This window comes from Ciceribacter sp. L1K22, assembly GCF_017599385.1.
Lineage (GTDB): Bacteria > Pseudomonadota > Alphaproteobacteria > Rhizobiales > Rhizobiaceae > Allorhizobium.
Window position 1 is genome coordinate 915234 of record NZ_JAGFPK010000001.1, and the last position, 24668, is coordinate 939901.

Sequence of the window (24668 nt, forward strand, 5' to 3'; positions counted from 1 at the left end):
TTGTCCCTAGACGAAGACGGCGAACATAACCCAGTAGAGCACGGCGGCAAGGCCGGCCGATGCCGGAACGGTTACGATCCACGCCGCAACAATCGTCATGAAGTGGGAACGGCGGACAAGGTATCGGCGGCGCATCTCATCCGGGTTTGGTGGACGCCGGTCTTCGATCTCCCAGCGGTCCGCCTTCATCCGCATGTATTCCATGCGTCGCTTCGAGTTCCTCGTGTACCACTCGCGGAAGAAGCCGACACCGAAAACCGCGCCCACGGCTATGTGTGTGGAACTGACCGGAAGGCCAAAGGCGGAGGCGACGATGACGGTCAGCGCCGCCGAAAGCGCAACACAGAAAGCGCGCATCGGATTGAGCTTGGTGATCTGTTCGCCCACCAGCCTTATCAGGCGCGGACCGAACAGCAGAAGTCCGAGCGAGATGCCGGCTGCGCCGATCACCATGACCCAGAGAGGGATGTGAACATTCGAGGCGATCTCGTGGGATTGGGCTGAATAGACAATAGCCGAAAGTGGCCCGATGGCGTTCGCGACATCATTTGCGCCGTGGGCAAAGGATAGCAGCGCCGCCGAGAAGATCAGTGGCAGTTGGAACAGCCGCCGCAGTGACTGGTTCCGGTTTTCAAGTCCTTCGGACTGCCGCCGGATGAGCGGCACCGCGAGCACCCAGGAGGCGAAGCCGATTACAAGACCGATCAGGAGCGCGACCGGGAGCGTGATCGTCAAGACCCTGTTCAGCCCTTTCAGAGAGATGTAGGCCGCGAAAGCGCCGGCCATCACGGCGATCAGGACAGGAACCCAGCGACGCGCCGAGTCGATCTTGTCGTGCCGGTAGATGATGAATTCCTTGATGAAGGCGAGAAAGAGAGCCGCGACGATGCCGCCAAGCAGGGGTGAAATCACCCAGCTGGCCGCAATGCCACCCATCGATATCCAGTTGACGGCGGAAAAGCCTGCGGCGGCGATGCCCGCACCCATGACGCCGCCGACGACCGCATGCGTCGTCGAGACGGGTGCGCCGATCCATGTTGCAAGGTTTACCCACAGGGCCGAGGAGAGCAACGCGGCGAGCATGGCATAGGTGAAGGCATCGGCATTGCTGACAGAGGCGGGATCTATGATGCCTTTGGATATGGTGGAAACAACGTCGCCACCGGCAATCAGCGCGCCCGCCGTCTCGAACACGGCGGCGATGATCAATGCCGTGGTCATGGTCATGGCGCGCGAGCCGACCGCGGGGCCGACATTGTTGGTCACATCGTTGGCGCCGATGTTCATTGCCATATAAGCGCCGATGGCGGCGGCCGCCACCACGAGCAAGGCACCGGGTTTGTCCACGACGGTGACGCCGGCGATAAGCGTTGCGGCGATCAGGAAGATGAGCGAGAAACCGAGCGGAGCAAACCGGCGGGAAACGTGCTGCGTCGCCTCTTCCACATAGGTGATCTTGTCCAGATCCTTGTCGAGCGTGGGCTTGTAGAGCTTCGGCTTGGCCTTTGCCATAGACAGTATCTTTCCCGTCCGGGAGCCGGTTATCCGGCTCGGGAGCTATCGTTGTCGCAAGTTCGTGACATCTGGACGTCTTTCCGAATGGAAAACCTCCATCAATGGGGAGACTGCGTAACCGCAATCCCGGTCGCGATCAACATGACATTTCTGTGACAGGCTGATATTCTCAGGAATTCAGGGGCTTCCCGCTGCCAAGGCCATCATTTTTTGCGATTTGCTGCAGCTTGTGGAAAAGGACCTTCAATTCGGGTTCCTGCACCCGTGCGGCCGCCTCCTCGCAATTGACCCATTCCAGCCGACGGGAAGCTTTTTCGGGAAAGTCCTTGGACATGTCCTTCACTTCCAGCAGATGAACCTGCACCTGACAGGTGATCTTCAGGCCGCTATCCATGCCTTTCGGATAACGGAATGTGCCGAATGGCTCGCGCTCTGCCTTGCCTTTGACGCCAGCTTCCTCCCAAGCCTCCCGTTCGGCGACGGCGTGGGATTTCTTACCCTGCATCGGCCAGCCTTTCGGAATGACCCAACGTCCGGTATCGCGGCTCGTGACCAGCAGCACTTCGATGTCCTGTTGCTTCTTGCGCTTGCGATAGCAGATCGCGGCATATTGCTGGCGCGGTGGGCGGCGCAACATCAGCTGAACGTCATGGGCGATGCGGGTTATCAGGGTCAAGGTTGGCAAATCCTCCTACAGGAAAAGATAATGTACGGGGCTTGCGCGACAATGGTGTGCGCAGCCCATCAAGCAGAATCGATAGTTGATATGACTATCGCTGGTATCGTTTGCTACTGGTCTGGAACCGTCAAGCCGCGTTTTCTTTGCGCACCAACGGAAAAGTGACCATTATTGGTCGAGCCAGCGGCTGAGGCCTTCCACGATACCGTCCGCCTCGTCTTTGGTGGCGTGGTAGAAGCGGGGTTCGTTCCCGACGATACGCCTGAGTTCGTCCCGACCATTCCGCGGAATGATACCCCGGACATTGGGAAGCTCGAACATGGCTGCGTCATTGCCCGTGTCGCCGGCGACGACGACTTCGTCCAGGGCAATGTCCAGTCGCCCGCATATCCAGCGGAGTGCCATACCCTTATCGGCGGTGGCAGGAAGGATGTCGAGGTCGCGGTCGCTGGAGTAGACCACCTTCACAGACAAACCCTCCGCCCGCAGGCGCGCTTCCAGTTCGTCGAGGCTTTCTTCTGTCGCATCGTGAAAATACCAGCTGGACTTCAATGCGTGCTGATACCGGTCAGGTTGTCGCTCAAGGCCGGGCAGGCGCTGAAGCACAGCGGCGACCCGTTCGCTGTCGTAGTTTTCGCGCAGTGTCGCCGAATAGATATCTGACAGATCCGGGTCTTCGCCCGCGTGAAGCATCGTTCCGACGCCGCCGATCACGATATCGGCTTTTGGTAGGCCTTCGCCGGCCGTGAATTCCAGTATGTCGTCGACCAGCCGGCCGCTATTGTACACGAGCAGGGGGCGGGTGGACGCATCGAGAGTGTTCCAGAAATCGGCAAAGCGACGGGACGCGTCGCGGTTTCCCGCAAGCGTCCCATCGATATCCGATGAAAACAACCGGATCGCCATCAGTCGCCGTCGTTCCACGGTTCAGCCCAATCGCCCTCGTCCAACATGGCCTGCGCTGCCGGACGGCCCTCGACCAGCGAGATCATCTGCTGCGCGATCCCGGTCCAGGTAAACAGGCTTCGGGCCTTGTGAGCACCCATGCGTGACAGTCGACCGTAAAGCCGTGCGTGCTTGAAAGGCTTCATCATCGTAATGCCAAGATCCTCCTTGTCGAAAGGATCGGCGAAAAGGGCATGTCGGCCGTAGCTGACAGCACGGAAGAGACCGCCATGTACGGTAATGACGGTTGGCGTTCCGCTGGCCATGGCCTCGATGGCTGTCATGCCGAACGGCTCGTAGCGGCTCGACAGCACGAACATATCGGCGGCCCGGTAATAGTCGGGAAGATCTTCGTCCGCGATGAAGCCCGAGAAATCCACACGATCCTCAATGCCGAGTGTTTTTACACGTTCATGCAACTCGTCCAGGATCTTCTGCTCCTGCTCGTCCAGGTTCTCCCCGCCGAGCGCAAGATGCAGGCGCGCGTCCGGCACGCGTTCCGCCATCACCGAAAATCCGTCGATCAGAAGGTCGTAGCCCTTGTTGGTCGCAAGTCGACCAAGTGCCAGGACCACCTTGCCTTCGAACCCAAGGCGGTTGCGGATCATCTGTCGAGAAGCGTTCGAAACCGGATAGAAGCGATTGTCGTCATAGCCGGGCGGGATCATGTGCACGCGGCTCTTCGAAAGACCGTAGTCTTCCTGAAGCATGTCGAGCTGGATGGGCGTCGTCGCCACGACCAGCTGGCAGCTTCGGTAGATGATCAGCTCGTGCTGGATACGTTCCTTGAAATTAAACTCTTCCTCGAACTTGTCCGCACGCTCGGGATAGTCCGTCTCCATCTGGCGCTTTTTCCAAAGACCGAGAGAGTGTGGTGTGTGGATGTGCGGAATTCCCAACGCTTCCGACAGTCGCTGACCTGCCACGCCACCGTCCCAGTAGTGGCTATTCACGAACTGGTAGGTGAGTTGTTCGCGCTTTATGAAGCGCAACGCCTTCTCACCCCATTCAGTGAGGTATCGGTGCAGATATTCCTTGGGAATAAAGTCTTTTCCACCGCACGGTATGCGCACGACCCTGACAAGTTCGTCAACCTCGTCTATTTCCGGCTGGTCTTCGAAGCGACGCGTGTAGATGTCCACCTTGTGGCCGAGCTGCGCCAGTTTCTTGGCGAGCTCAAGCACGTAGACGACCTGGCCTCCTGTATCCGCCGCGCCCAGAGGTGGGTGGGCAGCCACATAGCCGTGGGTTGAAACCAGCGCAATACGCGGCACTTCGGACGTGTCGTTGTGTGTGTGCATGGTGATCCAATGTTAGAAATGTCTTGCTGCTGAAGCAAGATAAAAACGTTATGGGCTCCTATTTGTTCCTTGAAAGAGAATTTTTTTCCACCCTTGTGCCGGTAAATACTCCAGAGGCTGGCCAAACATCCCAATGTGTGGCGATCAGCAGAGTTTGGAGCGGATCAGCATCGGTTGAGGTGCTGCGTCAGGGAGTAGTTGGTCCCTGTCGTTGCAGAAGCCTCAGCCGCGAGACACGCCCGCGTTCGTCCGCACGTTCGGCATCATCGACAGCCTGCCTGACGAAGTCGATATGCGCCTGGGCAGCGCCCTTGGCGGCGGCCGCGTCGCTTGCCATGATCGCATTGTGAATGTCCAGATGCTGAGCGAGCAGGGCAGCGCCCGAATTGCCGTAGCGGAACACGGCCTGGCGATTGAAGAATATGCCTTCGCTGAGGAGCCGGTAGCAGGCGCGCATCGTGTGTAGCAGGATGATGTTGTGTGCTGCTTCGCCGATTGCGTTGTGAAACTCCACATCGGCTTTGAGTTCATCCTCCGCCCGTCCTTCGGCATGAGCCTTCCTCATGTCGTTCAGGATACGGGAAAGCAGCGCCTTGTCGGTGTCTGTTGCGCGGACGGCGGCCAGTTCGGCGGTCAGACCCTCGAGCTCCCGACGGTATTCCAGATAGTCCCGGCTGGCGCGCGGGTGGCGGGAGATCAGTTCGGTCAGCGGTCGGGAGAAAACCTGTCCGATGATGTCAGCGACAAACGTGCCGCCTCCATGATGGCTGACGAGAAGTCCGCGACCTTCGAGCTGCTTCAGCGCCTCCCTCAGGATCGGACGCGAGACGTCAAGTTCTGCGGCGAGGTCACGTTCCCCCGGCAACCGGTCGCCGTCGCGCAGCACGCCGTCAAGGATCAGGCCCTCGATCTGTCGCACCACCTCGTCCGCGGTGCGACCATGACTGATACCGGAAAACAGCTTGTTGTCGTCCACGGGCGGCCTCCTCAGAGGATGTCTACCGGTGCGCGGAGGTATGGTCAAATAATTGATCCACTTTGACGGCATCAGTGCGAAATGCGGCAAAAGAGTAGACTGCCGCAGGCCCCTGATATTTGTTAAGGATGAAGGAGACGGGCAACCGCTGGAGGGATCGCGTGGCAGGTGGTGGATTTGCGTTTCCGGTTGCACCGGAGCGGGCTCTTGTTCTGGGGGAGATACACGCGCGTCCATACGCGCTGGTCAAAACGAGCCGCGTCATTTTTCAACTTGCCTTTATGATGGACGGCGGCTCGGCTGTGCACCACTCCGTCATATCGGAACTCGCGCGCGCCCGCGGCGTCTCTCCGCCCGACAAGAATGCCAGGCATCACGCGATGGCCTGGGGTCAGGGCACGCTCCGGTGGGAGCGGCATACAGAGTTTTCAACCTTCTTCTGGGACGGACCTCTTCCGGAAAAATTCGGCGGCGAGGTGGCGGTCCATCCGTTTGGCGACGGTTTCTCGCCTCCTGGCTCCCTGATGTCTGGCATACGCCTCGAGATTCGTCCGGATGGTCCCGAGGCAGAGGCCGCGATTGCCTGCTTCGATCCGGCAAGTCTCTGCTACAGCGATCTGAAGAAGGGGCAGGCGGCGGTTCTCACGGACTTCTGTCAGGACGGTAACGGTTTGACGCAAATTTTGCTCATCGATCACGGCCTGACCGATGCGGGGCGGGGGGCGGTGGTGCAGAGGCTGCTCGACATCGAGACCTATCGCACGCTCGCGATGCTCGGGCTGCCGCTCGCACAGACGCTCTCGCCCGAGATGCGACGGATCGAGGACGGGCTGACTGCGGTGACGCAGCGGATGAAGGCGAACGCCCGGGAAGAATCCGACGCCATCTTGTCGGAGATCACTCGGCTTGCTGCCGAACTCGAGGCCAATGCCGCGCTCAGCCTATACCGTTTCGGCGCCTCGCGGGCCTATGATGGCATCGTCCGCGAACGGGTGCGCGCCCTCGATGAAAGCCCCGTGCCCGGTTACGAAACATTGGGCTCGTTTCTGGAGCGGCGCCTGGCGCCCGCCATGCGCACCTGTCAGTCCGTGGAAGAGCGCCAGGCGAACCTCTCCCGCAAGCTTGCCCGCGCGACGGGGCTCGTCCGCAGCTGGATCGACGTGGAGATGGAGCGCCAGAACGGCGACCTACTGGCCGCGATGAACCGGCGGGCGGAGATGCAGTTGCGCCTGCAGCAGACCGTCGAGGGACTCTCCGTCGCGGCCATCTCCTATTACGTCGTGGGCCTCTTGGGTTACCTCTTCAAGGCGATCCCGCACGAGATACTGCCGGTCGATCCGGCGATGCTGACGGGACTTTCGGTGCCGATCGCAATTCTGGGTGTCTGGTGGGTTGTCCGCCGGATCAGGCGGCATCACGACGTCTGATCCGGTCGTCTATCAGGCCGTTGCCTTGAGAGCGTGTCGTTTACCCTTGCCGATTGCTGGCAGAAAGATCGTCAGCAAGCCGAGCAGCGGCAGGTAGGAGCAGATCGTGTAGACGAATTCGATGCCCTGGCTGTCGGCGATCACGCCGAGCACGGCCGCGCCGATACCGCCGACGCCGAAGGCAAGGCCGAAGAACAGCCCGGCGATCATGCCGACGCGTCCTGGCACCAGTTCCTGGGCAAACACCACGATCGCCGAGAAGGCGGAGGCGAGCACGAAACCGATCACGACCGTGAGCACGATGGTCAGCGTGTAGCCCGCATAGGGCAGTGCGAGCGTGAAGGGCAGGGCGCCCAGGATCGAGAACCAGATGACGAACTTCGTGCCGAACCAGTCCGACATCGGGCCGCCCGCAATCGTTCCGACCGCCACCGCGCCAAGGAAGACGAACAGCAAAATCTGTGCCTGCTGCACCGAAACGCCGAAGCGCTCGATCACATAGAACGTGTAGTAGCTCGACAGGCTCGTCATGTAGAGGTGCTTGGAAAACACAAGCACGGCCAAAACGGCGATCGAGAACAGCACGCGGTTTCGCGACATAAGAATCTGCGGGATGGCGACGGGGCGTTTGGCGTTGGTCCTGCGATGATCCGCATACCAGCGCCCGACGCGCCAGAGGATCGTCATGCCGACAAGCGCGATGACGGCGAACCATGCGACGCTCTCCTGGCCGCGGGGCAGGACGATGAAGGCCGCGAGCAGCGGGCCTATGGCCGTGCCGAAATTGCCGCCCACCTGGAACAGTGCCTGAGCCAGTCCATGACGCCCGCCCGAGGCAAGCCGTGCGACGCGGGAGGCCTCGGGATGGAAGATTGAGGAGCCCAGACCGACGACGCCGGCGCCCAGAAGCAGCATCCAGTAGCTGTGCGCATAGGCAAGCAGCACGAGGCCAGTGAGCGTCGAGGCCATGCCGGCGGCCAGCGAATAGGGAAGAGGACGCTTGTCGGTGTACATGCCGACCAGCGGCTGCAGGAGCGAGGCCGTCACCTGAAACACGAACCCCAGCAGGCCGATCTGGGTGAAGTCGAGCGCGTAGCTTTCCTTGATCATCGGATATAGCGCCGGGATCAGAGATTGCATCGTGTCATTGAGCATATGGCAGATGCTGATCGCCATAATGATACGGAAGACAGTGTCTTCTGCCCCAGGGGCACCCACGCTCATCGTCGTATTGCTCACGGAGATGTTTCCTCGATTTGTTTTTCGTCATGTCATAGGTTGGTTGTCGTTCGGCGGCTTTCGTGATTTGGTCCAGTTGTTTTGCAAGTGGGCCAAGCCGGGAGCGCGCAGATGGATTTCGAGTTTCTGCACAGCCTGAGGGAAATCGACGGTGCCAATCTTCCGGTGAAGTCGATGGCGCGCCGCTACGCCGCTGGTCACCAGGTGCCTGCGCACAACCACAATCGCGCTCAACTGCTCTATGCCAGCGAAGGCGTGGTGATCGTCTCGACGAGGGAGGGACGGTGGATGATCCCGCCCGAGCATGCGCTGTGGATTCCGCCCCATGTGGAGCATGCGGTGGAGATGCTGGTGGATGTGAAGATGCTGTCGCTTTACCTCGCCGCCGATATCGTGCCCGGCCTGCCGGACGCCTTCCGGGTCATGAACGTGACCGACCTCGCGCATGAGCTGATCGTCGCCGCCGTCGAGCCCGCGCCGGAGGATGACGTTCCGGGACGGCTCGAACTGGTAACACCGCTGCTGTTGCACGTCATTCCAACGCTGCCGCAGGTGCCGCTCGGTTTGCCCTTTCCTGCCGATCCGCGCTTCGCCGCCCTTTGCCGCCGTTTCATGGCGTCACCCTCGCCCGATGTATCGATCGAGCATTGGGCGGCTGAACTCTCGATGAGTCGGCGATCCTTCACCCGTGCGTTCCGGCGACAGACGGGACTCAGTCTCTCCACATGGCGGCAACAGGCGTCGGTCTTTTCCGCTTTGCCGCGTCTGGCTGCCGGCGAACCTGTTACCGGTGTTGCGCTCGATATGGGTTACGACAGCATTGGGGCCTTCATCACCATGTTCAAGCGGGTGCTCGGCGCCTCGCCGCGCGCGTACCTGACAGCCCGCGGCGGAAATCGGTCTCAGCGTTCCCAGTAGGGGGTAGGGCCATAAAGGTCGGCGAGGAAGTCGATGAAGAGACGCACTTTTGCCGGCAGAAATTGCCGGCTCGGATAGACGGCGGAGAGCTGGACATTCGATGAACCTTCATAGTCCGGGAGGACCTGAACCAGCCTGCCGGCCCTCAGCTCGGGGCCGACATCCCATGTCGAGCGCAATGCAATCCCGAGGCCGGACATCACGGCCTCCCGTATCACTTCGCTGGAATTGGTGACCAGCATGCCCTCGGGGCGAATGTTGATCGTGCCCTCCGGTCCCTTGAGGCGCCATGAATCCTGGTTGTGGGCCGGCAGGCACCGATGGTGTTTCAAATCCTCGATCGCCTTCGGAACACCATATCGTTCGATGTATCCGGGCGCGGCGCATAGAACGCGTCTGACGGGCGCCAGACGCCGGGCGACAAGGCTGGAGTCGGTGAGTTCGGCGATCCGGATCGCAAGGTCGAAACCGCCGCCGACGATGTCGGTGAAGTCGTCCGAAAGCACGAGGTTGATAGCGAGCTCTGGATGGGTCTCCATGAAGCGGATCAGATGCGGCGCGATATGCATGCGCCCGAACGAGGTGGGCGCGGAGATTTTCAGTGTACCGCGCACCTCCGAGGAACGACCGGCGGCGAAGGCTTCCGCCTCTTCCAGACCTGCCAGCACCGCCAGCACGCGTTCATGAAAGCCCTGTCCAGCTTCGGTAAGGGAAATCTGCCGCGTCGTTCGCTGCAGCAGGCGAGTGCCCAGCCGATCCTCAAGTCGCTTGATGCGTTTGGAGACGACCGCGGGCGACAAGTTCAGCGCGCGTGCCGCAGTCGACATGCTTCCTGTCGAGATCACACGGGCAAAGACTTCCAGATCGCCGAGATTGGTCATGAGCTATTCTTTCCGAAATCGTCATAAGTCTATACCATTGGCGCCTTCGCGGGTGAAGTGGTAAAGAAATAATACCAATTGCGGGTGTGTGGCCGCATCGTGTATGCCTTTATCAAAAGGGAGGCCTTCATGACGGAAGCGATAGCGTTCATCGATCCCGATCCGACGATCCTGTCGCGGCGGGCCGAAATCGTTGCCGACCTTGCCGATTTCCTGCCGCCCGAGCGCTTGATCCACGAGCCTTTCGAGCTCGTGCCGTTTGAGACCGATGGATTTCTCGCCTATCGGCGTCGACCTCTGGCGGTCGCGCTGCCGGAGACCACGGCACAGGTGGCGGCGGTCATGCGTTATTGCCACAAGTATGGGATCCCGGTCGTGCCGCGCGGAGCCGGCACCTCCCTTTCCGGCGGCGCGATACCGCAGGAGGATGCGGTCGTGATCGGGTTGTCTGCGATGACCCGCATTCTTGAGGTCGACTACGACAATCGATGTGCAACGGTTCAAGCCGGTGTCACCAACCTGTCGATTTCCGAGGCGGTGTCCGCCGATGGTTTCTTTTACGCACCTGACCCATCGTCGCAGCTCGCCTGCACCATCGGTGGCAATATCGGCATGAATTCTGGCGGCGCGCACTGTCTGAAATATGGCGTTACGACCAACAACCTCCTGGGCGTGAAGATGGTGCTGGTCGACGGCACGATCATCGAGCTCGGCGGCAAGGCCCTCGATGCTGAGGGGCTTGATCTGCTTGGTCTCGTCTGCGGCTCCGAGGGCCAACTCGGCATCGTCACAGAGGCGACGGTCCGCCTGCTCGCCAAGCCCGAGGGGGCAAGGCCGGTTCTTTTCGGTTTTGACAGCTCCGAGGCTGCCGGTGCCTGCGTTGCCGATGTTATCGGCGCCGGAATTGTTCCGGTCGCCATCGAGTTCATGGACAAGCCGGCCATCGAAATCTGCGAGGCCTTCGCTAAGGCCGGCTATCCCCTTGATGTCGAGGCCCTGCTGATCGTCGAGGTCGAAGGATCGGAACAGGAAATGGAGGCGATGCTCGCCAGCGTCGTCGAGATCGCCAAGCGCCATGGCGTCCTGACCGTGCGCGAAAGCCAGTCGGCGACCGAGGCAGCGCTGATCTGGAAGGGGCGCAAATCCGCTTTCGGGGCGACGGGACGCATAGCCGACTATATCTGCATGGATGGCACCGTTCCGCTCGGGCAGTTGTCCTATGTGCTGCGCAAGACGGAGGAAATTGTAACGCGCTATGGCCTGCGTTGCGCCAACGTCTTCCACGCCGGCGATGGCAACATGCATCCGTTGATCCTCTACAATATCAATGACCCCGAGGACGCGGCGAAGGCCGAGGCCGCCGGTATGGATATTCTAAGGCTCTGCGTGGATGCTGGCGGCTGCCTGACCGGCGAGCATGGTGTCGGCATCGAGAAGCGAGACCTGATGCGCCATCAGTATACTGACGCCGACCTGGCTCAGCAGATGGCCGCCCGGGCAGCCTTCGATGCCGACTGGATCCTCAACCCGTCGAAGGTGTTTCCGCTCGAGGGGAGAGGCTGATGCTGTCGCCGAACACGGAAGCCGAAGCCGCGGATATCATCCGCGCGCACGCCGACAAACACATGCCGCTGCAAATCGTCGGCGGTGGTACTAGGGGTGGGCTGGGAAACACGGTTCGAGCCGATGCGGCGATTTCCTCTGCCGGCCTGACGGGCATCGTCGCCTACAACCCGGCCGAAATGGTCATCACCGCTCGCGCTGGCACCACGATTGCCGAGATCGAGGCGGCCTTGGCCAAGAACGGTCAGATGATGGCCTTCGAACCGATCGACCATCGCGGGATCATGGGGACAACAGGCGAGCCCACCGTCGGTGGACTGTTTTCCACCAATGCCTCCGGACCCCGCCGTCTGTCTGTCGGTGCCGCGCGTGACCACCTGCTTGGCGTACGTTTCGTCAATGGTCGTGGTGAGGCGGTCAAGGCCGGCGGACGGGTGATGAAGAACGTTACAGGCCTGGATCTCGTCAAGCTGCTCGCCGGATCGCATGGTACGCTGGGTTTCCTGACCGAAGTCACCTTCAAGGTCCTTCCGCGTCCTCGCCGCACCGAGACGCTGGTGCTCTCGGGGCTCGACGACGAGCTGGCGACAAAAGCGATGGCCGCGGCCATGGCGCTGCCGCTCGAAGTGTCCGGCGCCGCTCACCTGCCGGAAAGCGTCAGGGGTCGTTTCATCGGCGGCCAGTTGCCCGACGGTCCCGCGACCGTGCTTCGCATCGAAGGGCTCGACGCCTCGGTTTCGCTGCGAATGGAGAAGCTGACCGCCGCGATGAATGGCTTTGGTTCCGCCGAACGTCTTGGCCCTGACCAGACCGCCGGACTGTGGTCGCAGATTCGCGACGTCGCACCCTATGCCGATGGTACTATGCGCCCGCTATGGCGTGTCTCGGTCGCCCCGACGGCGGGTGAAAAGCTCGTCGCCGCCCTGCGGCTGGAAGCGGGCGTCGATGCCTTTTACGAGTGGCAGGGCGGTCTCGTCTGGATGCGTATGGAAGCCGACCCCGAGGCGGACCTCGTCCGGCGTTACGTGAAGGCGCTCGGCGGCGGCCACGCCACCCTTGTCAGGGCCGCGGCGCATGCGCGCGAAGCAACATCCGTTTTCCAGCCGCTGACCCCGGCCGTAGCCGCTCTCACGGAGCGATTGAGAGAAAAATTTGACCCGGCCGGCATCTTCAACCCCGGCCGCATGGCAAGAGGAGAAGCAGCGTGACCGACCCGTACTCGCAGATCCCGCAGCGTCCCGAGCAGAGCTGGTTGGAACCCGGCAAGCTCAATGTCCAGCTCGTCTACGGTCTCTATATCGCCAGCCTCGTGCTCGGCGTCAGCTCGATCGTCGGCGTCGTCATTGCCTATATCAATCGGGGCAAGCTCGGCGGCTGGGTCGAGACGCACTACACCTGGGCGATCCGCACCTCCTGGATCGGGCTTCTCTACTCGCTGATTTCGCTGGTGCTGAGCTTCATCGTCATCGGCGTGCTCGGCTTCATCGCCACGCTCGTCTGGTTCGTCGTCCGTGTCGTGATCGGGCTTCAAAAGGCTGGTCGCGAGGAGCCGATCAGCAACCCCGAGGGCTGGATCGTCTGAGGTCGAGACCTCGCAACTGGAGTACCATCGTGCAAACCAATTTCACCGCCGAGCAGCTCGCCGATCCGCATGTGGCGGAGGCCGAGGGTATTCTGCGCAAGTGCGTGCATTGCGGTTTCTGCACGGCCACCTGTCCGACCTATGTGACGCTCGGCAACGAGCTCGACAGCCCTCGTGGCCGTATCTACCTGATCAAGGACATGCTGGAGAACGACCGACCTGCCGACAAGGATACGGTCACCCATATAGATCGCTGCCTCTCCTGTCTCGCCTGCACGACGACCTGTCCCTCCGGCGTCGATTACATGCATCTGGTCGACCACGCCCGCATCCACATCGAAAGGACCTATCGCCGGCCGTTCATGAACCGGCTGACGCGTAACATCCTGGCGCTGGTGCTTCCGTATCCTGCACGGTTCCGCGCGGCCCTGACGCTTGCGAAACTCGGCCGTCCGTTCGCGGGCATCTTCAAATCGATCTCACTGCTGAAGCCGTTTGGCGCAATGCTGGAGTTGGCCCCGGCGAGGATACCGGCGTCGTCGTCTTTCGCCCGTCCGGCAACGCACACCCCAACGACTGCAAGACGCGGTCGGGTCGCCATCCTCACCGGCTGCGCCCAGCCTGTCCTCGATCCGAAGATCAACGAGGCAACCATCCGTCTGCTGACGAGGCTCGGTGTCGAGGTGGTCGTGCCCGAGGGTGAGGGTTGTTGCGGTGCGCTGGTCCACCATATGGGCCGGGAGGAGCAGTCGCTGGAGGCCGCTCGTCGTAACGTCGACGTCTGGATGCGGGAGCTCGAAGACGGTGGCCTCGACGCGATCATCATCACCGCATCCGGCTGCGGCACGACGATCAAGGATTACGGCCACATGCTGCGCCTCGACCCGGCCTATGCTGACAAGGCCGCCCGAGTCTCCGCGCTTGCGAAGGACGTGACAGAATACCTCGTTTCGCTGGATCTGCCGCTTCAGGAGAAGAAGGGCCTGACTGTTGCCTATCACTCCGCCTGCTCAATGCAGCACGGCCAGAAGATCACCATGCTGCCGAAGCTCCTTCTGAAGAATGCGGGCTTTGCGGTGAAGGACCCGGCGGAAGGGCATCTCTGTTGCGGTTCGGCCGGCACCTATAATATCCTCCAGCCGGACATCTCTGCCAGGTTGAAAGCCCGCAAGGTCAAGAACATCGAGGCGACGAAGGCGGACGTCATCGCCGCCGGAAATATCGGCTGCATCACCCAGATCGCGAGCGGCACCGCCATTCCAATCGTCCACACGGTCGAGCTGCTGGACTGGGCCTATGGCGGCGAACGGCCGGGGGCGCTGGCCGACCGGTGACCTGTCCCACGGTGATACGATTGCCCGCTCGGTCGCTAAGTTAGAAATTAAGAATTTCCCGATAAAGTCGTCGCTTGAGGGCATTCGACTTGCCACCTGGAGGAGGTGCGACATGAACGGACGTCTAGCGGCATTCGGCGCGATCGTTCTCGCCCTGTGGCCGGCTGTCGCCGCCGCGGATCTGGTCTATTGCGCGACCGACGACAAGTGGTTGAAGTTGTCGGTGGAGACCATGCTCTCCGATGACAAGGACAAAGAGCCCGTGCGATTTCGCGGAGCTATGTTGCTGAAGCAGGCGGCGATGCCGGGTGACCACAGGGCAATGCGTTTCAACGGATCGATGATGCGGCGATACTGGGGCGAGGGCGACGACGTGAAGCTTCGCCTGTCCTCCGAAAGTCGTTTCGGCAAGCCGTTGTTGACGCTGGATATTGATCTCGGCAATCGCCAGGCCGATATCGGCCGCATACGCTTCTCAGGATCCTATTCGATGGTATTGGACCCCCAGGCGAAACCGCAGTCCGGTACGGACGCCGCCCTGAAGGGCCAGCTTCTCTGTCAGGTCCGCTGATCACCAACTGTATGTGAGCCCGGCGTTGACCGCGTTCGTGAGGATGCGGGTCTTCAATGTCGCGCCGCTGTCGATCTCGGCGTCGACCCAGGAATAATTGCCCTTGTACTCCACGAATGCGGACCATGCATCCGTGAACCTGTAGGCGACGCCGGCCTGCGCCTGGATTGTCGGTCCACCGATCTGGTACTCGCTGGTCTCGTTGCCGTTACGCGTTACCTCGACATGCGGAATGTTGACGCCGGCGCCAGCGCCGACATAGGGCACGAATCTCGAGCCCTCGATCGGAAAACGATAGAGGGCATTGACGGTCAGAAGATTGATACCGTCGGTGAATTCGAAATGGTCCCAGCCGCTCTTAGCCAGCGTTTCATCGTCCGCGTAAACCTTGGCATGGGTGTAGTCGATCGACAGGCCGAGATTGGGTCGGCCGAAATCCTCCAGCCACCATGTCGCCCGCGCGCCGTAATAGGGCGGCATCGAAAACGACTTGCCCTCCCAGCCCGCCGTGAAGTCCGGCTCGTCCGAAACCTCGACCTCGCTGTGCGGCGCCGACTGAAAGCCGCCATAGATCGAAACAGCCATTTCCGCTTTTGCTGGCAGTGCTGCCATGAAAACGGCGAGGGAGATCCCGATGAGTGTCAGGGCAGGCTTCTGAAACATGAAAGGTGTCCGCGCTTGAATATATGCGGCGCACCTTACAGGCCTTTTGTATCGGTTATTTGTCTGCCTTTGTGACAGGCTCGAACAGCAACAAAAAAGGCCGGACAAGGCTTCCGCTGTCCGGCCAGATGAGCTGATTGGGTGCGGTCAACCGCCGAACATCGTGCGCAGAATGTCGATGCCCTTGTCCTGGAAGCTTACTTCGCCTTGGCGGTTTCCGGGTCCGACCACGATGACCTTGGTGCCGACATCGGCCCGAGCATAGAGATGCTCCACGTCCTTGTTCATCATGCGAATGCATCCGGACGACATGTTCTGACCGATGGTCCAGGGCTGGTTTGTCCCGTGAATGCGGAAGATCGTGTCGCGTCCGCCCTTGTAGAGGTACATCGCGCGTGCGCCGAGGGGATTGTCTGGGCCGCCCTTTTGGACGATCGGCAGGATATGGCCCTTGGCGGCTTCGCGAGCGCGCATCGATGCCGGCGGGCGCCATTCCGGCCATTCCGCCTTTCGGCCGATCTTCACCACGCCGGACCAGCCGAAGCCGTCGCGACCGACGCCAACGCCATAGCGGGTCGCGCGGTTCTTGCCTTCGACGTAGTAGAGAAACTTGTTGTTGGTATCGATGATGATTGTGCCGGGCTTTTCGTCCGTCACGAGATGCACTACGCGCCGCTTGTACTTTTCCGCCACCTGCTTCTTCTGGGCCACGAGGACCACGTCGCTGCGGCTGTCCGCAGGCACGGCGTTCCCGGCATTTGTAAACGCGTGTGCGGATACCGGCGTCATGACGCTGGTAATGGCCAAGGCAGCAGCGGCCGCGGCATTGACGTATTTCGACATGATAATCCCTCTCAATCCTCAGGGGCGAGAGGTTTACCCAAGTTTCGCCGCAATTCAAGGCCGAGCCGTCACGGTAAAGCGGAATTGAAGATCTTCCGGCAGTAAAGTTATGCCGGAAGATCAATCATTGGCAATTCAGATCACGATGACCTTGGTTCCGACGTTCACGCGCTCGTAGAGGTCGACGACGTCCTCATTGCGCATGCGAATGCAGCCGGAGGAAACACCCGAGCCGATCGTCCATGGCGCATTGGTGCCGTGGATACGGTAGAGCGTTGAGCCGAGATACATTGCACGCGCGCCGAGCGGGTTTTCGGGGCCGCCTTCCATGCGTGCCGGAAGGTAATGGCCCTTGGCAGCTTCTCGAGCGATCATCTCCTTCGGCGGCACCCAGCTCGGCCATTCGCGCTTCGCCGTGACCTTATGCGTCCCGGCCCATTCGAAGCCCGGTTTGCCGACCCCAACGCCGTAGCGGCGTGCTTGTCCGCCTTCCATCACGAGATAAAGGAAACGGTTGTTCGTATCGATCACGATCGTGCCCGGTTTCTGCGCCGTCTCGTAGGCGACGATCTGCGGCAGGAACTGCGGTTCGATCTGTGTCTTGACCGGATTGTTCGGCCGCACCGCGACCGGCTGCATCTGCTGTTGGCCGCGCAAGATCTGGCGGGCAGGCGATCGCGGTTGGGGCGCCGCCGGCCGCGCGTAGACCCGCGGGCGAACGTCGGCGCCGCCAAGTTGCATTACCCAGGGCGCGCTGAGATCGGGACTGACGATCACGGGTGGCCGCTGCTGATAGCGGTCATTGGCCGTGGCCGGATGCAACGTCGCCAGCACGAGGCCGGCTGCCAGAAGCAGGGGTGTCTTCATCATCGGATCTACTCGCTATTATCAACCGAAGGACGGGGAGCACGGTGCTCCATCCCCGCGATGCTGGCATCATGCACCTGCCCATTTGGTAAAGAGAGGTTCATGAAAAGGCCGCCGATCCCGTAAACCTTTCGTCAGGGTTAGCGCCCGGTTTTGAAATCCGGTGAACAAATGGTAAACGCCTCCGACCAAGACGGAGAATCATCCCGATGCACACCGACGGCCTGATCACCGGCGAAGACTGCCTTTCCCGCTGCTTCTGGCACGGTGGGATGGAGGATTACCGGCGCTATCACGACGAGGAGTGGGGCCGTCCCGTCACCGACGATCATCGCCTGTTCGAGAAGATCTGCCTCGAAGGTTTCCAGTCGGGTCTCTCGTGGCTGACAATCTTGCGGAAGCGCGAGGCTTTCCGGGATGCCTTTGCCGGCTTCGATTTCCGCAAGGTTGCGGTCTTCGGCGATGATGATATCGCCCGTTGTCTCGCCGATGCAGGCATCGTCCGCCATCGCGGCAAGATCGTCTCGACCATCAACAATGCCCGCCGCGCGGTCGATCTGGTGGCGGAATTCGGCTCGCTGGCGCGTTATTTCTGGAGTTTCGAACCGCCGACCTCGGAACGCCCCCCGACAATGGACTACGCCACGCTGAAGGCAAACCCGACCTCGCCGACCTCCGTGCGCCTGTCGAAGGACCTGAAGAAGCGTGGCTGGACCTTTGTCGGCCCGACCACCGTCTATGCCTTCATGCAGGCCATGGGCCTGGTCAACGACCATATCGAGGGCTGCTGCTGCCGCGACAAGGTCGAGGATATGCGTCGCGCCTTCAAACGGCCCTGACCTAGTCGATCGTGACCGCCAGCACGCGACTGATTTCGGTCAGCGACCGGCCTGACTGGCTTCGCCACGTGTTGAAGGCCTGCTGAACCGCCGCCATGTCCCGCGCCGAACTCGGGACCTTGTCGACCACGCCTTCCGCGATCAAGCGGTTCACGACGCTTTGCGACAGGATGAAACTCTCCAGGCCGGAGAACCGCAGGAAATACTGCCCTGTATTGCCGCCCAGCCTGGCGCCGCGCTTTTTCAGGAGATCCAGCAGTCCAACATAGTTCTCCGACGGCCAATCGGCGAAGAACCTGCCGGCGCTTCCATGTTCCGTCGCGATATCCGCGATGAACCGTGCGTTCTCCTGAACCGCCCTGATCTTCGGACCATGCCGCACAATCCGGCTGTCGGAAACGAGCCGCTCGAAATCCTCGTCGTGCAGCATGGCACATCGACCGATATCGAAGCCGTCGAAGGCAGCCTCGAACCCTGGCCACATGGCCTCCACGACCTTCCAGTTGAATCCGGACTGGAAGATGCACTTGGTCATCAGTGCCAGGAAACGGTCGTCCGGCGTGGCGATGATCTCTGTCCTCGGCTTTGGAAACTGCAGCGTCGCTTCCAGCTCGGCGGCACCCTTGCGCTCAACCGCCATCGCCCACAACTCATCGAACGTCCGCATGTCTCCCCCTCTTTGACGATAGTTAGCGAAGCTGTTCGATCAGGTCGGGCAGTTCACCCAGATGGCCGATCTCCCGAAAACGGGGGGCATCGGCGGGTTTGTCCACATGCTCCAACACCCAGGTCAGTTCGTGCGGCACGAACACGCCCCAGGCACCGGCGGCGATCGCCGGCACGACATCCGACTTCAGCGAATTGCCGATCATCATCGCCCGCTCCGGTCCCTCGCCGTGTTTGCCGAAGATCCGGCGGTAGGTGGTGGCGGACTTGTCGGACACGATCTCGACCGCGTCGAAATAGTCGCCGAGCCCCGACTGCGCCAGCTTACGCTCCTGATCGAACAGGTCGCCCTTGGTGATCAGCACGAGGAAATGTTTTCCGACAAGCGCTTCCAGCGCTTCCCGCGCATGCGGCAGGCATTCGACGGGATGGTTGAGCAGTTCGCGGCCGATCGACAGGATATCGGCAACCACTTTCGTCGGCACCCGCCCTTCCGTAATCTCAAGCGCCGTCTCGATCATCGAAAGCGTGAAGCCCTTGATGCCAAATCCGTAGTGGCTGAGGTTACGCTTCTCCGCCTCCAAAAGCCGTTCGGACACATGCTCGCCCTCGGCAAAGTCTGCGAGAAGCGAGCGGAAATGCTCCTCGGTCAGCCGGTAATACTGTTCGTTCTGCCAAAGCGTGTCGTCGGCGTCGAAACCGACAACGGTGATGGGATGCTTGCTCATCGGACGATCCGTCCTGTCTTGTCGCGTTCTGCGAACCATAGGAGGCGGTTGCGGCGAAGGGAAGGCCGTCACGGTATTCCGAGCACTGCGATGAGGATAAGGCTCAATCCGCCGAGCACCAGCAGCGAGATCACCGCAGCCAGCATCACGCGACCGCCGGCTCGTGCCGTATGGCGGATATCGACCGAAAGCCCCAGCGCCGCCATCGCCACGATCGTGAGCATGCCGGATGCCTCTGCCAACGGTGCAAGCGCCATCGGCGGAATGAGATCGAGCGACCGCATTGCCATGAGCAATGCGAAGCCGACAATGAACCAAGGTACCATGTGCCTGAGCGAGGGTCGCTGATGTCTCCCGCCGTGAATGAGGCCGAGTGCGAAGATCACGGGTCCGAGCATAAGCACACGTATCAGCTTCACCAGGGTTCCGGTCTGGATACTCGCGATACCGATCGGTGCGGTCGCGGCGAGAACCTGCGGCACGGCATAGACCGTCAGGCCGGCAAAGGTGCCGTACTGGATGTCGGAGAGGCCGGCGACGGTGTTGAGAACAGGCATGCCCAGCACGACTGCCACGCCCAGAACGGCGGTAAAGGCGATCGAAGCCGCCACATCGTCGGGTTTCGCATCGATCACAGGCGCCGTTGCAGCGATTGCCGAATTGCCGCAGATGGAATTGCCGCAGGCGATCAGCGTCGCGAGCTTGGGCGGCAAGCCGACAGCACGGCTGACCCAATAGCTGAGCAGGATCGAGACGACGACGGTGAGTGCGATCCCGGCGACTAGCCAGGCGCCGGCGCGGCCCAAGGCTTCGAGGCTGATCGATGCGCCGAGCAAGACCACCGCGCATTCCAGCAGGATACGGGCGGAAAAGTCGATGCCGGGGTCGAAGCGTCGGTGAAGACTGAATGTCGAGCGAACCAACGTCCCGACCACAATCGCCAGCACCAGGCTTTCAAGCCAGCTGCGGCCGAATACGCTGAACTCAAGCTTTTCCAGCATGACCGCCGCGAGTGTAACGAGAAGGCTGAGGGCAATGCCGGGCAGGTGACGGATGGATTGGGAAAGTTGGGGCATTGAGGATGATCCGTTGTTCATCCGCATTTCCCATACCTTCATGTGGCTTTCCATCGAATAGTATGTCAGTGTTCGTTCGATGAAATCGAATGATGCCGCCTCATGACTTTTGAACAACTTGCCATCTTCATCGCCGTGGCTGAACGCGAGCATCTGACGCGTGCCGCGGATGCAATCCATCTGACGCCATCGGCCGTCAGTTCCGCGATCCGCAAGCTTGAAGCTTTCTACCGGGTGACGCTGTTCAATCGTATCGGGCGCCGAATCGAACTGACGCCGGAAGGGCGCGCCTTCCTGCCGGAGGCCCGTGCGGTTTTGGCGCGTGCCAAGGCAGCCGAGCTCATGCTTGCTGAAATGGGTGGCCTTGCCCGCGGCTCGCTCGCCGTCCGGGCCAGCCAGACGGTGGCAAGCTACTGGTTGCCGCAAATGCTTATGCGCTTCCATGCCGATCATCCCGGTATCAACCTCGCCCTAACGACCGGCAATACGGCGACCGTGACGCGTGCCGTCCTCGATGGCGAAGCCGATCTGGGTTTTGTCGAGGGACCGGTCGACGAGCCGGCGCTATCCGTGACGAGGGTCGCCGACGATGAAGTCGTCGTGGTCGTGGCGCCGGATCACCCTTGGGCGGCGGGACAGGCGCTTGAATTCGGGTATCTGGCGGAGAGCGGACGCTGGGTCATGCGCGAGGCGGGTTCCGGTACGCGCGCCGTCTTCGAGGATGCCCTCGCGACGAACGGCATCGACCGTGCCCGGTTGGTGATCGTGCTGGAACTTCCGTCCAACGAGGCGGTCCTGTCGGCTGTCCGGACCAGTGGCTGCGCGGCTGCCGTTTCCCGCATCTCTGCGGAAACGCTCTTGTTGGAAGGGCATCTCGTCAGGGCGAACATTGCGCTCCCGGCGAGGCAGTTTTCGCTCCTGCGCCACAAGGAGCGCCGCGTCAGCAAGGCCGCGCAGGTGCTGACCGAACTCTGTCTTTCCGTGTCCGACGCGCCGGAGATGGCATGACCGGCCGGCCTTGCAATGCATGAACCGCTCTGCATGATGACGGGCTGATGGCCACCGGGAGGACCAAACGGCGTCGCCATCGACCAAGCAAGGCAGGCAGCGAGGAGTTTGGTACTTGAAGAAAACACGGATTGCGCTGGTCGGCCTCGGTATGGCCGTCACGCCCCACGCCCGGGGGCTAATCGATCTCGCCGACACCGTCGAGGTCGCCTACGCCTTCAGCCCGAGCGAGGCGCGGCGGCGGGCCTTCGGCGAGAAATTTCCGTTTCCACTTTGCGACGACATCGAAACGATCCTCGCGGATGATAGCGTCGACGCCGTCGCTATCTTGACACCGGCCAATACGCATGGCGAACTGGTCGAGCGCTTCGCCCGCGCCGGCAAGCACGTGTTTCTGGAAAAGCCGCTCGATATCACCACGGACCGCGCGGAAAAATTGGTGGCGGTCTGCCGAGAGGCTGGCGTCAAGCTTGGCGTGGTGCTGCAGCACCGGTTCCGCCCGGCGGGGGAGACGCTGGCGAAACTGATCCGCGACGGCGATCTCGGAGCGATTGTCGGTTGCTCCACCATCATCCGGCTCTGGCGTCCACAGGGCTATTACGATGAACCCGGCCGTGGAACCTTCGCGCGCGATGGCGGCGGTGTGCTGATGTCGCAGGGTATCCATACGCTAGATCTGATGCTGAGCTTGGCGGGACCCATCAGCGACGTAACCGGTTTCGCCGTCACGACGCCGGTGCATCGCATGGAGACGGAAGACATGGTCTGCGCCGCCGTGCGTTTCGAAAATGGCGCGATTGGCACGATAGACGCGACCACGGCCGCCTTTCCGGGTTTCGCCGAAGAAATCATCCTGACCTGCGAGAAGGGCACCGCCGTGCTGCGGGGAACGGAACTGGTCGTGCAATTGCAGAACGGCCGCCGGATTGCGATTGAACCCGACCGCTCGGCTGGCGGCACCGGCGCCGACCCGATGGCGTTCCCGCACGACTATCATCGCGCTGTGATGGCGGATTTCGTCGATGCGATCCGGAGGAACCGCGAGCCGAGAGTGACCGGCGAGGAGGCGCTCAAGGTCCATCGCCTGATCGACGCTCTCATTGAAACGGGCCGCACCGGCGGACCGATGCGGCTTTCTTCGTGAGACTTGCGGCTACTGCTGGCCGTTCTTCGCCAGCCAGTCCCGCATGAAGGCGATTTCGCCTTCCTGCGCAGCGATCACCTCTTCGGCAAGCTTTCGGATCTCCGGATCCGTGCCGTGTTCCAGCACGATCCGCGCCATGTCGATGGCGCCCTGATGGTGCGGGATCATGCCGCGCACGAAATCGACATCGGCATTGCCGCTATAGGCAATCGCCATGTCGGTATGCATGCGCGCATTGGCCTCTTCGAAGGCCTTGGTTGAGGGCGCGGCATCCTCCGAGTGACCCATCGCGGTATGGCCGCTGTGATCGGTGGCCTCTTGGGCATGGGCGATGCCAGCGACGGCGATGACGGTCGCGGCGAGAAGTGTCTTCAAGGACATGATGTTTCCCTTTCTGAACGGGACAGAATCTAAACTCTGCCGGCTTTCCGGCGGCTGCATTCGGTCGCGTCAGTAACGGGGAGGAGGATCGAGCGGTGCCCGTGTAAGCGAAACGAGGCGGATGGAGTTCCGCGCGGCTTCGGCGGCACGCGCCGGTTTGCCCGGCAGGGGCGAACGGAAATCCGCCGGCAAGGTCAGGCAAGCCGTGCAATGGGCCGTCGGCTTCAGGGTTTTCGCTGGAGCGTGCTTGGTACTATCGTTCATCACCGACTGGTCGGCTGTGTGCACAGCGGAGTGGGGACAATCCGCCTCCATCGTGCCTGCCGGCAGTTCGGCCATAACGGCGGCCGACGCCACGCCAACCATGGCGGTGAACGGCATGGCGCCGTAGGCAAGCGCCGAAAGGACCAGCAGGAGGCGGATCATCGCTGTCATGGCGTCGACTTTATCCGCCCTCGTGTCCAAAGTCAGGCGGCGTTTGGTCACATCGTGGTGTTCGTCGCGGCGATGACCGTATGCACGATCTTGTAGTCGCCGCTCTCCTCGCCAAGGGGCGCCACCGGCCATTCCCATTGTGCGCTATGATCCGGCGGAGTGACCCCGAACAGCAGATCGAACGCCTCATGCAGGTGCCCTGTCCGGTCGATCACAGCATACGATATGTCCGTGACCAGACACGTCGCGCAGGGCAGGTGTCGCATGCCCTCGATATGTGACGAAACGAGCGCATGTGCCGGGCCGGCCCAGTCTTTCCCTACCAGCTCCATCCGACGCTTCACCGCCATGCCCATCTGCGAGGCGAGATTGGCCGAAATGACGAAGTCGAGATAGGGAACCTGCCGCAGGAAGGCGAGCGGTTCCGGATCCTGCACGCCGCTGCCCGCATCGAAACCCGAAACATCGCGTTCGATCAATCGCACGTTATGCAGCCGCTGTCGCCGAAGCCTGAACCGCACGCTGGCGAGATGCACGAGGTCGACCAGCACCACCGTGTCGAAGATCTGCGACAATTCGCGGATCGGCACGTCGCGCAGCAAGCCGGAGCCGAGCACGACCGCCGTTCGCCTCTGCTTCAACGTCGCGGCGGCGGCAAGGATCGTCGCCTTCGTCTGGTCTTCGTGCCCGCGCCACGCCTTCGCGCAACGGTTCGCGCGGGACCAGAGGTTTACGGAATAGCGGATCGCACCGCGATGCGCGGGCGTGGTCAGCGGCCATGTCGCCGCATAATTCAGGACTTCGAGGATCATGGATTTTTATGTCTGCAAAAGGCGACTATTGCGTCCGGGCGTCGTTTGGCGCGTCGGGGCTTTCGCCGTCGACAGGCGCGGATGCATCAGGCTCGCGCGCGGCGCGGGTGATCACCATGTCGCTGAGATAGGCTTGGAGGCTGAGGCCCGCGTCGGCCGCCTGCTGCTCGAGCGCGGCGCGCATCTCTTCCGTCATCTCGATCGTCATCTGCTTCTTCAACGGCAGGCCCCCTCGTTTTAGAGGGTGAACATATCACCCGTTTGAAGCCTGTTCC

The 24668-nt window shown here is 61.5% G+C and carries 27 protein-coding genes; 10 read left to right on the forward strand and 17 right to left on the reverse strand.

The window, feature by feature from the left end; translation table 11 throughout:
* Nucleotides 1–6: 6 nt before the first annotated feature.
* From J5J09_RS04450 to J5J09_RS04470, 5 genes are all read right to left on the reverse strand, one after another.
* Nucleotides 7–1512 carry an inorganic phosphate transporter gene (locus J5J09_RS04450; protein ID WP_208548482.1) on the reverse strand — a complete coding sequence of 502 codons (1506 nt, stop codon included), beginning with the start codon at nt 1510–1512 and terminating at the stop codon, nt 7–9.
* 172 nt (nt 1513–1684) lie between these two features.
* Entirely contained in the window at nt 1685–2191 is a 507-nt protein-coding gene (locus tag J5J09_RS04455) for an NUDIX hydrolase (RefSeq protein ID WP_208548483.1), read from the reverse strand.
* A gap of 171 nt (nt 2192–2362) precedes the next feature.
* Nucleotides 2363–3100, reverse strand: coding sequence for an HAD-IIB family hydrolase (locus J5J09_RS04460; protein ID WP_348646416.1), 738 nt, complete (start codon nt 3098–3100; stop codon nt 2363–2365).
* On the reverse strand, nt 3100–4440 hold the full coding sequence (locus J5J09_RS04465; protein ID WP_208548484.1) for a glycosyltransferase family 1 protein: 1341 nt from the start codon (nt 4438–4440) through the stop codon (nt 3100–3102). The genes J5J09_RS04460 and J5J09_RS04465 overlap by 1 nt, the downstream gene beginning before the upstream one ends.
* Nucleotides 4441–4627: 187 nt before the next feature.
* Nucleotides 4628–5416 carry a FadR/GntR family transcriptional regulator gene (locus J5J09_RS04470; RefSeq protein ID WP_348646417.1) on the reverse strand — a complete coding sequence of 263 codons (789 nt, stop codon included), beginning with the start codon at nt 5414–5416 and terminating at the stop codon, nt 4628–4630.
* Nucleotides 5417–5577: 161 nt separating this feature from the next.
* Here J5J09_RS04470 and J5J09_RS04475 point away from each other — a divergent pair, with 161 nt between their 5' ends.
* On the forward strand, nt 5578–6843 hold the full coding sequence (locus J5J09_RS04475) for a DUF3422 family protein (RefSeq protein WP_208548486.1): 1266 nt from the start codon (nt 5578–5580) through the stop codon (nt 6841–6843).
* Nucleotides 6844–6855: 12 nt separating this feature from the next.
* Here J5J09_RS04475 and J5J09_RS04480 read toward each other — a convergent pair whose 3' ends face one another.
* Nucleotides 6856–8067 (reverse strand): MFS transporter, encoded by a 1212-nt coding sequence (locus J5J09_RS04480; protein ID WP_208553068.1) that lies wholly within the window; start codon nt 8065–8067, stop codon nt 6856–6858.
* A 126-nt stretch (nt 8068–8193) separates the two neighbouring features.
* Between J5J09_RS04480 and J5J09_RS04485 the strand changes: the two genes are divergently transcribed.
* On the forward strand, nt 8194–9000 hold the full coding sequence (locus J5J09_RS04485; protein ID WP_208548487.1) for a helix-turn-helix transcriptional regulator: 807 nt from the start codon (nt 8194–8196) through the stop codon (nt 8998–9000).
* Here J5J09_RS04485 and J5J09_RS04490 read toward each other — a convergent pair.
* On the reverse strand, nt 8985–9881 hold the full coding sequence (locus J5J09_RS04490; protein ID WP_208548488.1) for a LysR family transcriptional regulator: 897 nt from the start codon (nt 9879–9881) through the stop codon (nt 8985–8987). The genes J5J09_RS04485 and J5J09_RS04490 overlap by 16 nt on opposite strands.
* Before the next feature lie 129 nt (nt 9882–10010).
* On the opposite strand from J5J09_RS04490, the gene J5J09_RS04495 reads away from it, so the two are divergent.
* The 5 genes from J5J09_RS04495 (at nt 10011) to J5J09_RS04515 (ending at nt 14931) form a co-directional block, all read left to right on the forward strand.
* Nucleotides 10011–11444, forward strand: coding sequence for an FAD-linked oxidase C-terminal domain-containing protein (locus tag J5J09_RS04495; RefSeq protein WP_208548489.1), 1434 nt, complete (start codon nt 10011–10013; stop codon nt 11442–11444).
* A complete protein-coding gene (glcE, locus tag J5J09_RS04500) occupies nt 11444–12652 on the forward strand; it encodes a glycolate oxidase subunit GlcE (RefSeq protein ID WP_208548490.1) in 1209 nt (402 codons plus the stop codon). Before J5J09_RS04495 ends, glcE begins: the two co-directional genes overlap by 1 nt.
* Entirely contained in the window at nt 12649–13026 is a 378-nt protein-coding gene (locus J5J09_RS04505; RefSeq protein WP_208548491.1) for a hypothetical protein, read from the forward strand. Before glcE ends, J5J09_RS04505 begins: the two co-directional genes overlap by 4 nt.
* A gap of 29 nt (nt 13027–13055) precedes the next feature.
* Nucleotides 13056–14360, forward strand: coding sequence for a glycolate oxidase subunit GlcF (glcF, locus tag J5J09_RS04510; protein WP_208548492.1), 1305 nt, complete (start codon nt 13056–13058; stop codon nt 14358–14360).
* Nucleotides 14361–14472: 112 nt separating this feature from the next.
* Nucleotides 14473–14931 (forward strand): hypothetical protein, encoded by a 459-nt coding sequence (locus tag J5J09_RS04515; RefSeq protein WP_208548493.1) that lies wholly within the window; start codon nt 14473–14475, stop codon nt 14929–14931.
* Here J5J09_RS04515 and J5J09_RS04520 read toward each other — a convergent pair whose 3' ends face one another.
* From J5J09_RS04520 to J5J09_RS04530, 3 genes are all read right to left on the reverse strand, one after another.
* Nucleotides 14932–15543: an outer membrane beta-barrel protein gene (locus tag J5J09_RS04520; RefSeq protein WP_246745909.1), complete on the reverse strand. Its 612-nt coding sequence runs from the start codon at nt 15541–15543 to the stop codon at nt 14932–14934.
* Between the two features lie 198 nt (nt 15544–15741).
* Nucleotides 15742–16437, reverse strand: coding sequence for a L,D-transpeptidase (locus J5J09_RS04525; protein WP_208548495.1), 696 nt, complete (start codon nt 16435–16437; stop codon nt 15742–15744).
* Nucleotides 16438–16572: 135 nt separating this feature from the next.
* Complete coding sequence (locus J5J09_RS04530) at nt 16573–17307, reverse strand: L,D-transpeptidase (RefSeq protein WP_208548496.1); 735 nt, start codon at nt 17305–17307, stop codon at nt 16573–16575.
* Between the two features lie 206 nt (nt 17308–17513).
* Here J5J09_RS04530 and J5J09_RS04535 point away from each other — a divergent pair, with 206 nt between their 5' ends.
* Nucleotides 17514–18143 (forward strand): DNA-3-methyladenine glycosylase I, encoded by a 630-nt coding sequence (locus tag J5J09_RS04535; protein ID WP_208548497.1) that lies wholly within the window; start codon nt 17514–17516, stop codon nt 18141–18143.
* 1 nt (nt 18144) lies between these two features.
* Here J5J09_RS04535 and J5J09_RS04540 read toward each other — a convergent pair whose 3' ends face one another.
* From J5J09_RS04540 to J5J09_RS04550, 3 genes are all read right to left on the reverse strand, one after another.
* Nucleotides 18145–18810: a DNA-3-methyladenine glycosylase I gene (locus tag J5J09_RS04540; protein WP_208548498.1), complete on the reverse strand. Its 666-nt coding sequence runs from the start codon at nt 18808–18810 to the stop codon at nt 18145–18147.
* A 22-nt stretch (nt 18811–18832) separates the two neighbouring features.
* Nucleotides 18833–19537, reverse strand: a complete 705-nt coding sequence (locus J5J09_RS04545; protein WP_208548499.1) for an HAD family hydrolase — start codon at nt 19535–19537, stop codon at nt 18833–18835.
* A gap of 68 nt (nt 19538–19605) precedes the next feature.
* A complete protein-coding gene (locus J5J09_RS04550) occupies nt 19606–20613 on the reverse strand; it encodes a YeiH family protein (protein ID WP_246745784.1) in 1008 nt (335 codons plus the stop codon).
* Between the two features lie 102 nt (nt 20614–20715).
* On the opposite strand from J5J09_RS04550, the gene J5J09_RS04555 reads away from it, so the two are divergent.
* Both J5J09_RS04555 and J5J09_RS04560 read left to right on the forward strand, forming a co-directional pair.
* The gene (locus J5J09_RS04555) at nt 20716–21621 is read left to right on the forward strand and encodes a LysR substrate-binding domain-containing protein (protein ID WP_208548500.1); all 906 of its coding nucleotides are present in this window, start codon (nt 20716–20718) and stop codon (nt 21619–21621) included.
* 115 nt (nt 21622–21736) lie between these two features.
* The gene (locus J5J09_RS04560; RefSeq protein ID WP_208548501.1) at nt 21737–22765 is read left to right on the forward strand and encodes a Gfo/Idh/MocA family oxidoreductase; all 1029 of its coding nucleotides are present in this window, start codon (nt 21737–21739) and stop codon (nt 22763–22765) included.
* A gap of 9 nt (nt 22766–22774) precedes the next feature.
* On the opposite strand, the gene J5J09_RS04565 is transcribed toward J5J09_RS04560, so the two are convergent.
* The 4 genes from J5J09_RS04565 to J5J09_RS04580 form a co-directional block, all read right to left on the reverse strand.
* Nucleotides 22775–23146, reverse strand: coding sequence for a DUF305 domain-containing protein (locus J5J09_RS04565; protein WP_208548502.1), 372 nt, complete (start codon nt 23144–23146; stop codon nt 22775–22777).
* Between the two features lie 69 nt (nt 23147–23215).
* The gene (locus tag J5J09_RS04570; protein ID WP_208548503.1) at nt 23216–23581 is read right to left on the reverse strand and encodes a hypothetical protein; all 366 of its coding nucleotides are present in this window, start codon (nt 23579–23581) and stop codon (nt 23216–23218) included.
* A gap of 47 nt (nt 23582–23628) precedes the next feature.
* Complete coding sequence (locus J5J09_RS04575; RefSeq protein WP_208548504.1) at nt 23629–24393, reverse strand: hypothetical protein; 765 nt, start codon at nt 24391–24393, stop codon at nt 23629–23631.
* Between the two features lie 25 nt (nt 24394–24418).
* The gene (locus tag J5J09_RS04580; RefSeq protein WP_208548505.1) at nt 24419–24613 is read right to left on the reverse strand and encodes a hypothetical protein; all 195 of its coding nucleotides are present in this window, start codon (nt 24611–24613) and stop codon (nt 24419–24421) included.
* Nucleotides 24614–24668: the final 55 nt, after the last annotated feature.

Coding starts and splice junctions, on each gene's coding strand:
- J5J09_RS04450 (WP_208548482.1), bottom strand. CDS start 1,512: ATGGCAAAGGCCAAGCCGAAGCTCTACAAGCCCACGCTCGACAAGGAT.
- J5J09_RS04460 (WP_348646416.1), bottom strand. CDS start 3,100: ATGGCGATCCGGTTGTTTTCATCGGATATCGATGGGACGCTTGCGGGA.
- J5J09_RS04465 (WP_208548484.1), bottom strand. CDS start 4,440: ATGCACACACACAACGACACGTCCGAAGTGCCGCGTATTGCGCTGGTT.
- J5J09_RS04480 (WP_208553068.1), bottom strand. CDS start 8,067: ATGAGCGTGGGTGCCCCTGGGGCAGAAGACACTGTCTTCCGTATCATT.
- J5J09_RS04485 (WP_208548487.1), top strand. CDS start 8,194: ATGGATTTCGAGTTTCTGCACAGCCTGAGGGAAATCGACGGTGCCAAT.
- J5J09_RS04490 (WP_208548488.1), bottom strand. CDS start 9,881: ATGACCAATCTCGGCGATCTGGAAGTCTTTGCCCGTGTGATCTCGACA.
- J5J09_RS04495 (WP_208548489.1), top strand. CDS start 10,011: ATGACGGAAGCGATAGCGTTCATCGATCCCGATCCGACGATCCTGTCG.
- glcE (WP_208548490.1), top strand. CDS start 11,444: ATGCTGTCGCCGAACACGGAAGCCGAAGCCGCGGATATCATCCGCGCG.
- J5J09_RS04515 (WP_208548493.1), top strand. CDS start 14,473: ATGAACGGACGTCTAGCGGCATTCGGCGCGATCGTTCTCGCCCTGTGG.
- J5J09_RS04520 (WP_246745909.1), bottom strand. CDS start 15,543: ATGGCAGCACTGCCAGCAAAAGCGGAAATGGCTGTTTCGATCTATGGC.
- J5J09_RS04525 (WP_208548495.1), bottom strand. CDS start 16,437: ATGTCGAAATACGTCAATGCCGCGGCCGCTGCTGCCTTGGCCATTACC.
- J5J09_RS04530 (WP_208548496.1), bottom strand. CDS start 17,307: ATGATGAAGACACCCCTGCTTCTGGCAGCCGGCCTCGTGCTGGCGACG.
- J5J09_RS04535 (WP_208548497.1), top strand. CDS start 17,514: ATGCACACCGACGGCCTGATCACCGGCGAAGACTGCCTTTCCCGCTGC.
- J5J09_RS04540 (WP_208548498.1), bottom strand. CDS start 18,810: ATGCGGACGTTCGATGAGTTGTGGGCGATGGCGGTTGAGCGCAAGGGT.
- J5J09_RS04545 (WP_208548499.1), bottom strand. CDS start 19,537: ATGAGCAAGCATCCCATCACCGTTGTCGGTTTCGACGCCGACGACACG.
- J5J09_RS04550 (WP_246745784.1), bottom strand. CDS start 20,613: ATGCCCCAACTTTCCCAATCCATCCGTCACCTGCCCGGCATTGCCCTC.
- J5J09_RS04555 (WP_208548500.1), top strand. CDS start 20,716: ATGACTTTTGAACAACTTGCCATCTTCATCGCCGTGGCTGAACGCGAG.
- J5J09_RS04565 (WP_208548502.1), bottom strand. CDS start 23,146: ATGTCCTTGAAGACACTTCTCGCCGCGACCGTCATCGCCGTCGCTGGC.
- J5J09_RS04570 (WP_208548503.1), bottom strand. CDS start 23,581: ATGACAGCGATGATCCGCCTCCTGCTGGTCCTTTCGGCGCTTGCCTAC.
- J5J09_RS04575 (WP_208548504.1), bottom strand. CDS start 24,393: ATGATCCTCGAAGTCCTGAATTATGCGGCGACATGGCCGCTGACCACG.